General features: G+C 38.1%; 14 protein-coding genes. 8 read left to right on the forward strand and 6 right to left on the reverse strand.

What is annotated here, in order from left to right; genetic code table 11:
- The first annotated feature begins 90 nt into the window (after nt 1-90).
- Nucleotides 91-966, forward strand: coding sequence for a beta-keto acid cleavage family enzyme (locus tag GNT69_RS22495; RefSeq protein WP_203557237.1), 876 nt, complete (start codon nt 91-93; stop codon nt 964-966).
- 166 nt (nt 967-1,132) lie between these two features.
- Nucleotides 1,133-1,894: a cyclase family protein gene (locus GNT69_RS22500; RefSeq protein ID WP_203557238.1), complete on the forward strand. Its 762-nt coding sequence runs from the start codon at nt 1,133-1,135 to the stop codon at nt 1,892-1,894.
- 103 nt (nt 1,895-1,997) lie between these two features.
- Here the strand turns inward: GNT69_RS22500 and GNT69_RS22505 are convergent, their stop codons facing one another.
- Together GNT69_RS22505 and GNT69_RS22510 are read right to left on the reverse strand one after the other, a co-directional pair.
- Nucleotides 1,998-2,855, reverse strand: a complete 858-nt coding sequence (locus tag GNT69_RS22505; protein ID WP_343206548.1) for an MBL fold metallo-hydrolase — start codon at nt 2,853-2,855, stop codon at nt 1,998-2,000.
- A 380-nt stretch (nt 2,856-3,235) separates the two neighbouring features.
- Nucleotides 3,236-4,378 (reverse strand): UvrB/UvrC motif-containing protein, encoded by a 1,143-nt coding sequence (locus GNT69_RS22510; protein ID WP_203557240.1) that lies wholly within the window; start codon nt 4,376-4,378, stop codon nt 3,236-3,238.
- Nucleotides 4,379-4,843: 465 nt separating this feature from the next.
- On the opposite strand from GNT69_RS22510, the gene queC reads away from it, so the two are divergent.
- The 3 genes from queC to queE are packed head-to-tail and all read left to right on the forward strand — an operon-like array spanning nt 4,844 to nt 6,705.
- On the forward strand, nt 4,844-5,515 hold the full coding sequence (gene queC / locus GNT69_RS22515) for a 7-cyano-7-deazaguanine synthase QueC (RefSeq protein ID WP_481747699.1): 672 nt from the start codon (nt 4,844-4,846) through the stop codon (nt 5,513-5,515).
- Nucleotides 5,508-5,990: a 6-carboxytetrahydropterin synthase QueD gene (gene queD / locus GNT69_RS22520; RefSeq protein WP_203557241.1), complete on the forward strand. Its 483-nt coding sequence runs from the start codon at nt 5,508-5,510 to the stop codon at nt 5,988-5,990. The genes queC and queD overlap by 8 nt, the downstream gene beginning before the upstream one ends.
- Nucleotides 5,953-6,705: a 7-carboxy-7-deazaguanine synthase QueE gene (gene queE, locus GNT69_RS22525; RefSeq protein ID WP_481747700.1), complete on the forward strand. Its 753-nt coding sequence runs from the start codon at nt 5,953-5,955 to the stop codon at nt 6,703-6,705. Before queD ends, queE begins: the two co-directional genes overlap by 38 nt.
- A gap of 300 nt (nt 6,706-7,005) precedes the next feature.
- Here the strand turns inward: queE and GNT69_RS22530 are convergent, their stop codons facing one another.
- Entirely contained in the window at nt 7,006-8,202 is a 1,197-nt protein-coding gene (locus GNT69_RS22530) for an SDR family NAD(P)-dependent oxidoreductase (RefSeq protein WP_203557243.1), read from the reverse strand.
- 196 nt (nt 8,203-8,398) lie between these two features.
- Here GNT69_RS22530 and GNT69_RS22535 point away from each other — a divergent pair, with 196 nt between their 5' ends.
- Nucleotides 8,399-8,542: a hypothetical protein gene (locus tag GNT69_RS22535; protein WP_203557244.1), complete on the forward strand. Its 144-nt coding sequence runs from the start codon at nt 8,399-8,401 to the stop codon at nt 8,540-8,542.
- Between the two features lie 327 nt (nt 8,543-8,869).
- On the opposite strand, the gene GNT69_RS22545 is transcribed toward GNT69_RS22535, so the two are convergent.
- A complete protein-coding gene (locus GNT69_RS22545) occupies nt 8,870-9,586 on the reverse strand; it encodes a response regulator transcription factor (protein ID WP_203557245.1) in 717 nt (238 codons plus the stop codon).
- 430 nt (nt 9,587-10,016) lie between these two features.
- On the opposite strand from GNT69_RS22545, the gene GNT69_RS25740 reads away from it, so the two are divergent.
- Together GNT69_RS25740 and GNT69_RS22555 are read left to right on the forward strand one after the other, a co-directional pair.
- Nucleotides 10,017-10,265, forward strand: coding sequence for an alpha/beta hydrolase fold domain-containing protein (locus GNT69_RS25740; RefSeq protein ID WP_343206549.1), 249 nt, complete (start codon nt 10,017-10,019; stop codon nt 10,263-10,265).
- Nucleotides 10,266-10,347: 82 nt separating this feature from the next.
- Entirely contained in the window at nt 10,348-11,382 is a 1,035-nt protein-coding gene (locus tag GNT69_RS22555; RefSeq protein ID WP_203557246.1) for a zinc-binding dehydrogenase, read from the forward strand.
- Between the two features lie 211 nt (nt 11,383-11,593).
- On the opposite strand, the gene GNT69_RS22560 is transcribed toward GNT69_RS22555, so the two are convergent.
- Both GNT69_RS22560 and GNT69_RS22565 read right to left on the reverse strand, forming a co-directional pair.
- Nucleotides 11,594-11,749: a hypothetical protein gene (locus GNT69_RS22560; RefSeq protein ID WP_203557247.1), complete on the reverse strand. Its 156-nt coding sequence runs from the start codon at nt 11,747-11,749 to the stop codon at nt 11,594-11,596.
- Between the two features lie 45 nt (nt 11,750-11,794).
- The gene (locus tag GNT69_RS22565; protein ID WP_203557248.1) at nt 11,795-13,084 is read right to left on the reverse strand and encodes a glycoside hydrolase family 18 protein; all 1,290 of its coding nucleotides are present in this window, start codon (nt 13,082-13,084) and stop codon (nt 11,795-11,797) included.
- Between the last annotated feature and the right edge of the window lie 491 nt (nt 13,085-13,575).

The following is a 13,575-nucleotide window of genomic DNA, read 5'->3' on the forward strand; positions in this document are numbered from 1 at the left end:
TAGAAACTGAAAATGAGAGGATTTCCCGGTTGTTCATTCGAATTATTTTTAAAATTAACTTATAAACCAATATGAGGAGGATGTTTTATTATGGCAAAAAGAAAAATTATTGTAACTGTAGCACCGACAAGTAATTTTCACGGAAAGGAAGCAAACCCTGCACTTCCAGAACAACCAAAGGAAATTGCCGAAGACGTTTATCGCTGTCTAAATGCGGGGGCATCGATTGCCCATATCCATGCTCGGGATAAAAATGGTGTGCCAACAAATGATGTAAATGTTTTTAAAGAACTTAAAGCTGAAGTCAGTGCGAAATGTAATATTGTGCAACAATTTAGTACAGCCCCAGCGATGACACCCGAAAGTCATATTGATGACGGGTTGCAGGTATTGGATGCGGGTCCAGAAATGGCTTCGCTTGATTGCGGATTAATGCAAGCTCAGTTTGGAAGTTTAAAGAAACCGACTTTATGGGATCGCGACTGGTTGCGCAATGCAGCTACGAAGATGAAAGAAAAAAATATTAAACCAGAATTAGAAATCTTCAACCATGCTCAACTGGAGGATGTTGTGAATATTTTCATTCCTGAAGGGCTCATTGAAGCTCCACCATCCTTTAACTTTGTCTTTGGAATGTTGAAGATCAATCAAGGCGCGATTCAGTTTAGCATGGAAAATCTGACACATATGGTTAGAAAACTGCCGCAAAATGCACTTTTTGGAGCAATGGGAGTTGGACCACAACAACATCAAGCGACAATCTCGTCTTTATTACTTGGCGGAAATGTTCGTGTCGGTTTTGAGGATAATATTTACTTCCGTAAAGGCGAACTTGCGACAAGCAATGCCCAGCTCGTTGAGCGTATCGTCGGCATTGCCACAGACTTAGGGTATGAAATTGCTAGCCCTGATGAAGCAAGAGAAATTCTTGGAATCAAAAAAGTAGAAGCGACGAAAAGTTTGTAATCTTATTTAAAAGGAAAAACAAAAAAGTAGTCTGAAAGTTTTATACCATCTCATTATAGATTCACATGTTCAATTGTGGGAGTATGCCACATCTAGCATTCAATCATCTATGAAAATTGAGCATACTCCCACTTTATCTTTTTCGTAAAGTGGAGGAATGAATAAAATGAAAATATATGATCTAAGTTCATACTGGGAAGCAAACCCAATGGCGGAACCTTGGCGGCTAGAGGTGGAGTTTTCAAGCAGCAGTGAACAGGCGGAAATCATGGCTGAAAAGCTTGGCATAAGTACAGATGCTTTCGAAGATCGGATGGCGATGTCAGGAGAGCATGTGAGTGGGGAATTTCTTTTCCATATTGGGACTCACTGTGATGCCCCATTTCACTTTGGCCCAACTTGTGAGGGGAAGCGGGCTCGAACGATTGATGAACTGCCGCTCGAGGATTTTTACGGTGATGGAGTGATTCTCGACATGCGCCATAAAGAACCGAGAAGTGGAATTACAGTTGAAGATACCCAAAATGCGCTTAAAGAGATGAATTATACGATTAAACCGAAAGATATTGTTCTGATTATGACTGGATTTGACAAACATATTTATAGCGAAAAATACCTTCGTGATCAACCTGGTATGACTGGGGAAGCTACCGAGTGGCTAATAGACCAAGGAGTCAAACTCATGGGTATCGATGCCTACACGTTTGACCGTCCTTTTGGAGCCATGGTAGAGGATGTAAATGCAGGGAATCATAAGGCCCTTTTTCCTGCCCATTTTATGGGACGTAAAAAAGAATATTATCATATCGAGAAATTAGCCAACCTCGACCAAGTTCCGGTCCGACACGGTTTTAAGTTTAGTGCGTTTCCTATAAAAGTAAAAAACGGAACAGCTGGCTCCGTTCGTGCCGTAGCGATGCTTGACTGAAACACCGGTGAAACACCGGGACGGTTCCGGTGTTCCGCCTATTGTTCCGCCTGTCACCTGTCGAATTCGACGGGTAACAGGCACTTTTTTGATTGTGCTTTGGTCACTCGTTTTTGTATTTCTTTTGATTGCCATTTATAAAGTTTTGAATAAATTCCAGTTGCTCTTCATTGGGTTTTGTCTTTTGTTGCTCGTTAAACCTAGTAACAGCGTTATCAAGAGAAACCTCTTCACCGACGATTTCTCCAATCCTCGTTAGTTCATTTAAAAAAGTCCACATCTCATCGTGTGTTTTCGGATCTTGATGCCCGAGGACATACGATTTTACATCATATTTTTTAATTTTGTCTAAAAGCAGAATCAATTCATTTAAATCATAGCTCCATTCGCCACTATAAAAATCTTGGTATAGGCAATCTCCGAGAAATAGTACTTTTTCATCGGGAATATAAATAATCGAGGAATCCTGTGCATGCTCTCCGCCAACATGCTCGATCACACAGGTCACGCCGCCCAAGTCCATTTCCATCTTATCGTTAAAGCTTATGTTTGGTACGGTCAAATCCAGATGATCTCGTGAGGGCATTTCTCTTTTAATCATATCTCGGCAAAACTCAATTTCTTCACCAGTCGCAACTCGTGCATCTAGTGAAGCATCATCCCACTTTAATGTTTTCAAATATTCCAGTTTCTTCTTTGTTTCCTCATGACTAATTGTTAACAAGTCCATCGTTTTCATCCCAAAGATATGGTCCCAATGCCAATGTGTCAGCACAACAAACTTCACCGGTGAGATATCCATTTTTTCGACTAGATTAAGAAAATCCGTTGCGTGTGAAGGCGAATTCCCGGAATCAACGATTAGGCTATAAGAATCCCCGCAAATTAATCCTAATGCCGGACGATCCGTTTCTGAATAATGCGGCAGGTAATACACTCTAGATGCTAGTTTTTTCAACACATAAATACCTTCTCTCATTTTTTAAAAATAATTATACACTAATAATATATTTCTTTATTTGTGATGCTTGAAATACGCGGTAAATATTCCTCTTCAACCGTCACTTTGCTTGAGGTATTTTTTAAAAAACTCTATTATAATTGATTGTTGATTTTACTATGTTTAAAAAATAAGCGTAAAATTCCGCTTAAATTTGAAAATACCGATATTTCCCTAAAAATAAAGGAGGTTTTTCCGCTTATATGATCCAAACCTTTGGTTTTTGGCTTATTTAGAACAGTTAATGGGAATCTCTCCGCTTATATCTGCTTTTTAAGCTTCCCCTATATACATTAGCCGGAAATTCTCTGCCTATTAAAAAGAAGCCTCTGTCCCTTAAACTATGTGATATGGTCGGGTACCTCTATGTCATTTATGATCACCCTAAGAGGGGCGTTCTCGTACCTCTTCAATAGCTGATCCAAGGCATGATTCAGTTTTTCGATGTTCTCATTTTTAATCCACGTTTGTGGAATAGCGATATAAGTGGTTTGGCTGTCTTTTAAATAGCTGTAAATGATTTGCGCTTCATCAATTTCCTCCTGTTGAATCAGGGAAACCTTGTTAGTCTCTTTTTTAAAATAGGCAAGGATATTGCGTTGAAGTTGGGATTTTAGTTCATTATGACTTAACAGCTTAAGATCATACTTCTCTTTGAAAAGAATGTTGTTGCCTTTTAAGAGGAAAAATTTAAGGTGATCATCATCAAGAACTTCAATCACTGCGATATTTTTTGGTTTCTTCGTAAATGTTAAAACTTTTTTTCGATGAGTTAAAACATGAAGGGCACTTACATAGTTACGAAACTTAGCTGCTTTTTCAAAATCATTCCTTTCAGCAGCAAGGTTCATCTTCTGTTCCATGTCTTTAACGATGCTGTCATCCTTTTCGCTAAGGAAGGAAATCAATTTATTTATGACAGACTCATAGTATTCAAGAGTAGCTTCCCCTAAAAAGCAGACGCCATTGCAAGTGCCTAAGGAATAATTAAGGCAAGGTGAATTCCGCTTTCCGAGGTTGCAACAGTTAATTTGGTAGCATTCTTTTATCGCGGAAATCGCTGTTTCCAAAATGGTTTTGCTTGAGTATGGACCAAAAACGAGAGCGTTTGTATTTTTATATAGGTGAGGATTAGTAGAAATATCTACTTGCCGTAGTCCATTAACATAATCAATAACGATATAAGGATAGGTTTGTGGCCTTTTCATACGTGAATTGTAAAATGGCTGGATATCCTTAATAGATTGGCATTCTAATAGAAACGCTTCAAATTCGGTATCTGTATGAATGACTGTGAAGTCTTTGATTTGTTTCACAAGCTTTTTCACCTTTGGAGAATGATGTTTAGACTCCTGAAAGTATGATTGCACACGGTTTCTAAGTTTTTTGGCTTTGCCCACGTAAATAATATTTTCATAGGCGTCTTTCATAAAGTACACACCAGGAGATAAAGGAAGTTTTTTGGCTTTTTCTTTTAAGTCCATGAAATGAACCTCCTTGTTTACACCATTCATAGCTTTTATTTTACCATGATAGTATTGCGAACTCTATATTTGAAAAACTTTCGCCTTAAATATTTTTACCAACTTACTTTTACACGATCATAAAGACATCCTGAAGCTCTTAAACAATGTTGGATATTTTAGTAAAAAACAGGTTCTGTTAATAGGTTTGGATCTATATATCATTTATCAAAAAAATATTGTGAACTTACTAAATGCGATAAAATTCTTGTGAAATTGGTAATATTATTTTTACTGTGAATGAAATTTAAAACGCCAATCTTGTACCATTTTGTCGAAAAACATGTTATTATTCCAATAATATAGCCAATATAAATCCGATAGCAAATCGGTAGAGGTTCTAGCACCCCTCTTTAAAAAAACTAAGGTGAAGCGGTACTTCTATCTTGGGGTACGCTTTTTCTTTTTGAAGGGAGTATTTTACAAGTGTTACGTGATGAGAAAGCAATTGTAGTATTCAGTGGTGGACAAGACAGTACAACTTGTTTATTTTGGGCATTAAAACAGTTTAAAGAAGTAGAGGCAGTAACGTTTGATTATAATCAAAAAAATCGTTTAGAAATAGAGTGTGCAAAAAATATAGCTAAAGAACTTAGGGTAAAGCATCATATTTTAGATATGTCCTTACTAAATCAATTAGCACCGAACGCTTTAACACGATCGGACATTGAGGTAACGGACGGGGAAGACGGTGAACTTCCTTCAACGTTTGTTCCAGGGAGAAATCTCTTGTTTCTAACATTTGCTGGTGTTCTGGCATACCAGGTAGGAGCGAAGCATTTGGTTACTGGTGTTTGTGAAACAGACTTTAGTGGATATCCTGACTGTCGTGATGTGTTTATAAAATCTCTTAATGCCACATTAAATCTTTCAATGGAATACCCATTTGTTATTCATACGCCTTTAATGTGGTTAAATAAAGCAGAAACATGGAAGTTAGCCGACGAATTAGGCGGATTTGAGTTTGTACGGGAACAGACATTGACTTGTTACAATGGAATAATTTCAGATGGTTGTGGAGAATGTCCCGCTTGTAAACTTAGAATAAAGGGACTTGAGGACTACTTATCCGAAAAAGGGAGTGCAGCAAATGACTGAGTTTCGGATTGTCGATAACCTACAAAAAATGGACGTAGATATTAAGAGCCATCAACTAAAATATCATTCAAAACGTGTCCTCGTTAGTAAAGAATTTACGTTTGATGCTGCTCATCATCTACACAATTATGAGGGAAAGTGTAAAAACTTACATGGTCACACGTATAAAGTTATTTTTGGAATTAGTGGCTACGTAGATGACCGGGGATTAATGATTGATTTTGGAGATATAAAAGAAATTTGGAAAACTAAAATTGAGATATTCTTGGATCACAGATATTTAAATGAGACATTGCCGCCGATGAATACAACGGCTGAAAATATGGTCGTTTGGATATACGAAAAGATGAAAGACAGTCTTCTAGATGAAGATCGAATAAGTAAATACGATGGAGCAAGGGTTGAGTTTGTTCGTTTGTATGAAACGCCAACTAGCTATGCAGAAGCAAGACGGGAGTGGATGGAGCTTGAATAAAATTCCTGTCATGGAAATATTCGGTCCAACGATTCAAGGTGAAGGCATGGTTATTGGCCAAAAAACGATGTTTGTTCGAACAGCAGGTTGTGATTATTCCTGTTCATGGTGTGATTCAGCGTTCACTTGGGATGGATCTGGAAAACATCTTGTTAAGATGATGACCGCTGAGCAAATATGGGATGAACTGAAAGCGATAGGTGGAAATAATTTTTCTTTTGTGACGATTTCTGGTGGAAATCCCGCTTTATTGCAGAGTCTCGATTCCTTAATTAAATTACTAAAAATAAATAATATTAAAAGTGGTTTAGAGACTCAAGGAAGTAAATGGCAAGATTGGTTTTATGATATTGACCAGCTGACGATTTCACCGAAGCCGCCGAGTTCATTAATGAAAACGGACATGGATGTTTTGGAAAATATCGTCTTTCGATTAGCAAACACGAATAGTGATTTCAGTATGAAAGTCGTTGTCTTCGATGATGAAGATTTAGCCTATGCGAAGGGGATTCATAAAAGATTTCCCGACGTTCCGTTTTATTTACAAGTAGGCAATGAAGACAGTAATACAGATAATAATGTTAAATTAGTTTCAGATTTGCTATCTAAATATGAATGGTTGATCAATAAGGTGATAGAAACCTCTGAGCTTAATAATGTAAAAGTTCTTCCCCAGCTGCATACATTGGTTTGGGGGAATAGAAGGGGAGTATAAAAAATGTTTGATTATATGAGGCAGCAAAATGACTATACGAACAAATAGGGTAGCCGCAGAAGGCTGCCTTGTTTGTTTATCAATTTGATGCGAGATCAACTTAGCCTCTTCCAAAATAATAAATTATGAGATAACGAACTTTGGAAGATTCGAGACCTGGTTACATGGAAAAGAAAAGATGTGCACCTTAGTCATCATAATAATATTATGTCTTTTGATTTTTTTAGATGCTCACCTCGTTTCATTAACATTATGCTACATCTAATCAATACCTTGTGACAATTTATAAAAAGGGCGAAGCTAAAAATCATGAAAAAAATCAATAACCGTTTTTAAGTCATCGATATATTGTTGCAGGACTTCAGAGTATTCTTTTAATTTATGTGGATTTTTTTCATAGCTTTGCAGCAGTATATACTGCCGCTCATAATATACCTTTAATTTTTCAAAATAAGATGTATACATGCTAAAATCCAGAGCTTGATAATTAACCATATTTGCTTCAATTTGTTTTATTTTTTCTAAAAACTGATCTGCTGAATGTCCCACTGTTTTCTTGAAATCTCGAAGTACCCATTGTCGTTCAAAAATATTTCTTGCCTTCCAGCCAGAATATTGTTCCTTAAAATTTTTAATAATCTTCTGTACAACTGGAATAATCTCATCATAATCTATCTCGATGCTGTTTCTCTTATCGGATGTTGTCAGCAAACCAAAATCCATTAAAACTTGTATCGACCCAATTTCCTGTCCATTATAGCGATCAGCTCCTAAAATCGATAGGGCAAATCCTGTCCCGGCTTCTTCAACTCCGAGGATGTGATTCTCATTCATTTGAAAAAATTCTTCCATCGTAATTCCCATGTAAGAGGAAACGGCCTCTATTCCTTTTATGGCCGTTTCTGTTTTAACAAGTCCCGGGCCGATTGTGTATACTTTTATGTTCGTATTTTCCAATTCACCAGCTAACGTATTGCATAATTCAACTTGGGTTGTTTTGAATACTTCATAGGCACCCATGAAGGGAGCATCCCCCGATGATGACACAAACACAATTGTTCCTTTATTATTCTGTTTCATTAATGGCAACAATAACTGCGATAATAATAAAGGAGCCTTGAAATTAACTGCGTAACTTTTTTCCCATATAGCAATAGGGATAGCTTCTACAGCTCCGATAGCGATCATTGTTGCATTATGAAAGACGACATCCGGGCACCCATAGTTTGCTATTACATAGGAAACGAGAGTATAAATTTGTTTTTCATCGGAAAGATCAATTTCATACAGCTCGACACAGTTACTGCTAAACCTACTCGTTAAAAGGTTTTCTGCATCGATCAATTTTTGCTTATCCACATCAAGGATAATAACCTTTGCCCCCATATAAACAAGCGATTTTGCCGTTTCCAGACCAATTCCTCCACCACCACCAGTTAACAGAACAACCTTATCCTGCAGCTTGTTTTTAAAAGACAGATCTTTCGCGATGAACATTGCAATCCCTCCTTTTTGTGAATAGGAAGTACAAAACCAAACCGATTTTATAAATGCATGTTTAAGAAACTTCAGCCTTAAATATCTTTAATCCCTTACTTTGACACTATCATAGATACAACCTTAAGTTTTGAAACAATTTTGGATATTTTAGTAAAAATCATTTCCGTTATTTTGTTTAGAATAAATTGGAGGAATGAAAAGTGAAAAAATGATGATTGCCGGTCTAGCCATTGCTTTAGTGAGTGTACCTTTGTACAGGATGCCGTTGTATCTACTAAAAATCGGTCCGAAAAATCGATCAAATGGAAAAGTCAATAGAGGAATTAAACGAAAATAAGGCGATTCAATTGGCGTCTGAATTAGGCTCACTCTGTGAATATATCCAACGAGGCGGGGTTACAAAGAGGGAGAGTATAAAACGTTTGAATATAAAGGGCAAATTTATCGTTATCTTGCCTCAGACATTGATACAAAAAAAAAATATATGACTTTTCTTAATCAGGCGATATTAGAAAATTTGGATAAAATTAGGGAAACAGGAGAACCGTCCCGGCGTTTCGGTAACAGTTTATCGCAGATTAACTGGCAGTAATACCCCCACATCTAGACTTGGTTCAACTAGTAAGGATAAGTGGGGGTAAACTGATTCGGTCGACTGCACCGCTCAAGAACCTTTCAGTATTCCCCGCTGAAATAGGATGGCGATCGCATGGGCGCGGTTCTCGGCGTCAAGTTTTTTGATCGCGAATTTTACATATTGTTTGACAGTGACTTCGCTAATTCCCATATAATCGGCCATTTCTTTTGTGCTCTCGCCTTTAGCGATTCGCATCATGACCTCTAGCTCACGGTTGCTTAAAATCGTCAATTCTTTTTCAACAACAAGTGTTTCATCTAAAACTTTACCTGCCAGTTTTCCATACTGTGTGAGGCTGGCGATTATTTTCTCATCGATGACTGCATCGTTTGCAAACTGTGTACTACAAATATAACCGATCACTACTCGTCCAAACGAAATTGGAACGACTCCTAAACTGTCCATCGAATAACGGGTCGAATATTTGCAGCTCGCATGCAACAAAAAGTATTCTTTGCCTGTACTGTATTTTGCCTCCCGCTCACGAATCGCAGCGTAAATGAGCGGCAGTGTACGGATATCATCCCGTATATTCCCAATATTGGAAAATCCGCCTAATGTAACCGCTATCATTCCTTCGCCAAGATATTCTAATGGAGAGTACCTAAACAGGTAGGCATCCAAGGCAGGAAAGACATCCAAGTAAATTTGCAACAACTGGTACAGCTTTTCTTTTTGGCTGGATAACGACTCTAGTTGACGAACCTTTTCTTCAAAAGGATAGACCGTATGAATGAAGACCATCTCCTTTCTAGGGATTGTTATATATATTTTTAGGAATATTCATATTATACAGAAAATTATAAAATATAGGTAGTTACTTTAGCAAACTTGAATCTAAATGATCATAAAAAGCGAAATGAGAGGGAGATGTATTTTGGTAAATTTAATTCCAGAGACTAAAGCTTATTAAGAACAATTCTATCAACTACCACTGCTCCAAACATTAAAACCTCAAGAAGTAAGAGATATGTTTGCTCAATTTCCATCTGTAGAGGTAGAGTTAGCCCTACTTGCAAAAATTGAATACCGACAAATCTCTGTCAGCGATGGTGCTTAAATTAATGTCAGAATTTATACTCCTGAAGGGGAAGGACCATTTCAGCTATTTGTTTATTACCATGGCGGCGGATGGGTATTCGGTGATTTAGAAACAGCCGATGCCAGCTGTTGAATGATCGCAAATAAAACGGGGAGAATCATTGTCTCTGTGGATTATCGCCTTGCCCCTGAATACACATTCCCAACTCCAGTTCAAGACGCTTATGATGCATTAGTTTGGGTGAGCGAAAATGCCGCGCACTTTAATGGCACCGCTTCCAATTTTGGAGTCGGCGGCTATGGACCATACAACCAAATCTGTATTGATATAGCAGGCAAAGGGTATGAAGGTTTCTCATTAATGTCCAATTCAAATTGTTAATAATTAGGGAACTTAGTAACAAAATCACAAATAGAACTAGATGCATGTTTGATCAAATTAATTTTTAGGGAGGAATATTAGTATGAAAGCACTCGTAATAGAAGATGTAAAAACGATGGGAGTGAAAGAAATTTCCGATCCAACCATTGATGAAAACGGAATACTAGTAAATGTAAAAGCAAATGGAGTGTGCCGCAGCGATTGGCACGTATGGGCCGGTGATCATCCAATTAGTCAACCAGTTATGGGGCATGAATTTAGTGGGGTTGTCGCTGAAGTAGGGAAAAATGTGAAGAATTTCAAAAAAGGAGATCGAGTGATTGTACCGTTTTCTGGAAGTGACGGTACGTGCCCTCATTGTCAAAAAGGAAATACCCATTTATGCGATTCATTTTTTGTTCCTGGTCTTGCTTATACAGGCGGTTATGCTGAATATGTTGGAGTTCCAATAGGAGATCGCAATGTGATTCATCTGCCCGAAGAGATCAGTTTTACCGATGGTGCAGCATTAGGCTGCCGCTTTATGACTGCATTTGAGGGAATCATCGGAAAAATAAAAGTTCAACCTGGGGAATGGGTTGCCGTATATGGATGTGGGGGTGTAGGACTATCTGCAATCAATATCGCCACAGCTGTCGGGGCGAATGTTATCGCAGTGGATATTAATGAGAACAATCTTAATCTAGCTAAAAGAATGGGTGCTGTTTACACGATTAATAGTAGAGAGACAGCCCCAGTAGAAGCAATAAAAGAACTTACAAAAGGTGGGGCAGATGTCTCGATTGATGCACTTGGAATTGCCGAAACTTGTGTTAATGCCATAAATAGTTTAAGGAAAAAAGGACGTCACTTACAAATTGGAGTAACAACGAAACAGGAAGCAGGATTTATATCGCTTCCAATTGATCACATGGTAGTGAATGAAATCAAGTTTGAGACCACACTTGGTATGCCAGCACATCGTTTTAATCATATGCTTCCATTAGTTGCCAATGGACGATTGAATCCTGGAAAAATGGTTACTAGAGAAATCTCCCTATCTGAAGTTAATCGGATCTTTGAAGATATGAGTAACTTCGCAACAACAGGTACATTTGTAGTAACGGAATTTGCTTGATCGCTTTTAGGAGAAAAGTAGAATAGTTAATTTATAGTCAAACTTAAGTTTTGGTTCGAGAGGTGGGATTAACTCCCGGCGGAAAAAAAGATATAAAATTTAATAAAGATTAGTTACTCAGAAATGTTGTTAAATCAACGTCTCTGAGTTTTTTTGTTTTTTTAGAAAAGGATAGAAAAACTTTTTCGTTATGCCAGACATGATATCTTGGTTATTTATCGGTTCCGGTCTCCCGATATTCGACCATTTCCTTGTCCTCGGTTGACTTGTGGCCATAAGCGGAGGTCATGATAATAGGTGAGCCAGCTGCTGTGAATGGTGCTTTGCTGTTTTTGTTTTGCCATATATATTTCGCCATTCCAGCCATAACCCGTTCCCATCCTCTAAAAGGAAATGATGTCCAATTTTGGTGTTATCGTTTTATAACATCAAAATTCTCGGCAATTAATAACCAATTTTGTGGAAAGGCTAAGCCTAGTTTCCAGTAGCTTACACCGCGTAATCCTAATCGTTTTACAAGGTCAAACTTCGCCTGAATCGAACGAGCATCTTCAAACCAGACTTTGTGAGATCGACCCTGTTCATCTACGTAATCAAAGTGTGGAGCTTGTGCTTGGTCGTCATACCGAATCGAAACACCAGATTCTTTAGCAATCTCAATGGCTCTTTGTGGACTAACGGCACGCGCATAGGGGCCTCCTTGGACATAAGGTAAGGTCCAGTCATATCCATATAAATTTTGTCCCATCATAATTTTTGAGGCGGGCATCTCTGTTAATGCATACTGTAGGACCCTTTCGACTGGGCCAATTGGTGACACAGGCATTGGTGGACCACCAGAATATCCCCATTCATAGGTCATCAGAACAACGAAATCTACAATCTCTCCATGTGCCCGATAATCATGTGCTTCATACCACTGACCAGGCTGATCTGCTCTTGTTTTTGGAGCTAAAGCACTTGAAATTAACAAACCTTCGCTACGTAACCTTGCTGCGGCTCTCCGTAAAAAGGTATTGTAGGCTTCGCGTTGATTTCCTGGTAAAAATTCAAAATCAAAGTGTACATCGGTATATTTGCCAACACGCCTCGTTTCTGCAATGATATTATCTATTAGTAAATCTTGAACACCACGGCTTTGTAAGATATCTCTCCCTAGTTCTCCACTAAATTGTCCACCCTCTAGATTGGTCACAACCATCATCAATGAGGCTCCCGTTTCTTGGGCAATCTCAGGTATACCTTGTAATGGCATAGCCCGCAAGCTTCCGTCTCTTCTCGCCTCATAGCTAAAAGGAGCAAGGTACGTAAGATAAGGGCCACTTGAACGCGCATCGCTAAGTAAAGCTGGGCTCACGGAGGTTCCTCTAGGTTCTATATAAGCATTCATTTCCGCTCTTCTTTTTGGAATGGGTGGGATAAAAAGTCGAAGTCCAATTGATAATGGAGTTGCAAGGCTGATTCGGTTCATTTGAGCAATTGTAGTATAAGGAATTCCGAACCTTTGCCCAATGGACCATAGCGTATCACCAGGTTGAACCCAATAAAAACTTCCCCATATCGGGATCACCAATGACTGGCCAACGACAAGTTGATTCGGATCTGCTATTTGATTTGCTTGAACAATTGAAGGAATGGACGACTGATACCTCTGAGCGATTCTCCAAAGACTCTCACCACGTTGTACAACATGAATCTGCATAATTATCCTCCCTTCATAAGAGGTTATGAAGAAAGGCCAGTACACTTAACCAGAAAATAGATCACAGGAAACTGATTATACTGTAAGTCAGTTCCTGAGTAAACCTCTATTTTGGTTAAATTTTTTAATTTAATCGAAAATTAAAAATTGTTTGACATTTAAAAATAAAATTAGTATATTAATTTTAGTTCAACTGAGAAAAATTTCACCTTGGGAAATTAACAAACAAAGAAGTACTAAAACTCAGAAAAAGTTAATACCAGATAACTGTTTGTTCACTGTGACTCTATTTGCGTAGAGCAGTAAAGTGAATATAAGCCAGTTGTACAGATCTCCCTTAATATTTGTGGGGACTTCGTGCATCTGGCTTTTTCACTTTTCCTGTTTACGTGCTTCGTATATTATTTCAAAAAAAAACAGGAGGGATGAACAAGAAGTAAAATACGATTGAATCAAAAAAACATTGGAGACGAGTTATTAGTGAAATGCCT

The organism is Bacillus sp. B15-48 (genome assembly GCF_016879755.1).
Classification (GTDB): domain Bacteria; phylum Bacillota; class Bacilli; order Bacillales; family Cytobacillaceae; genus Mesobacillus_B.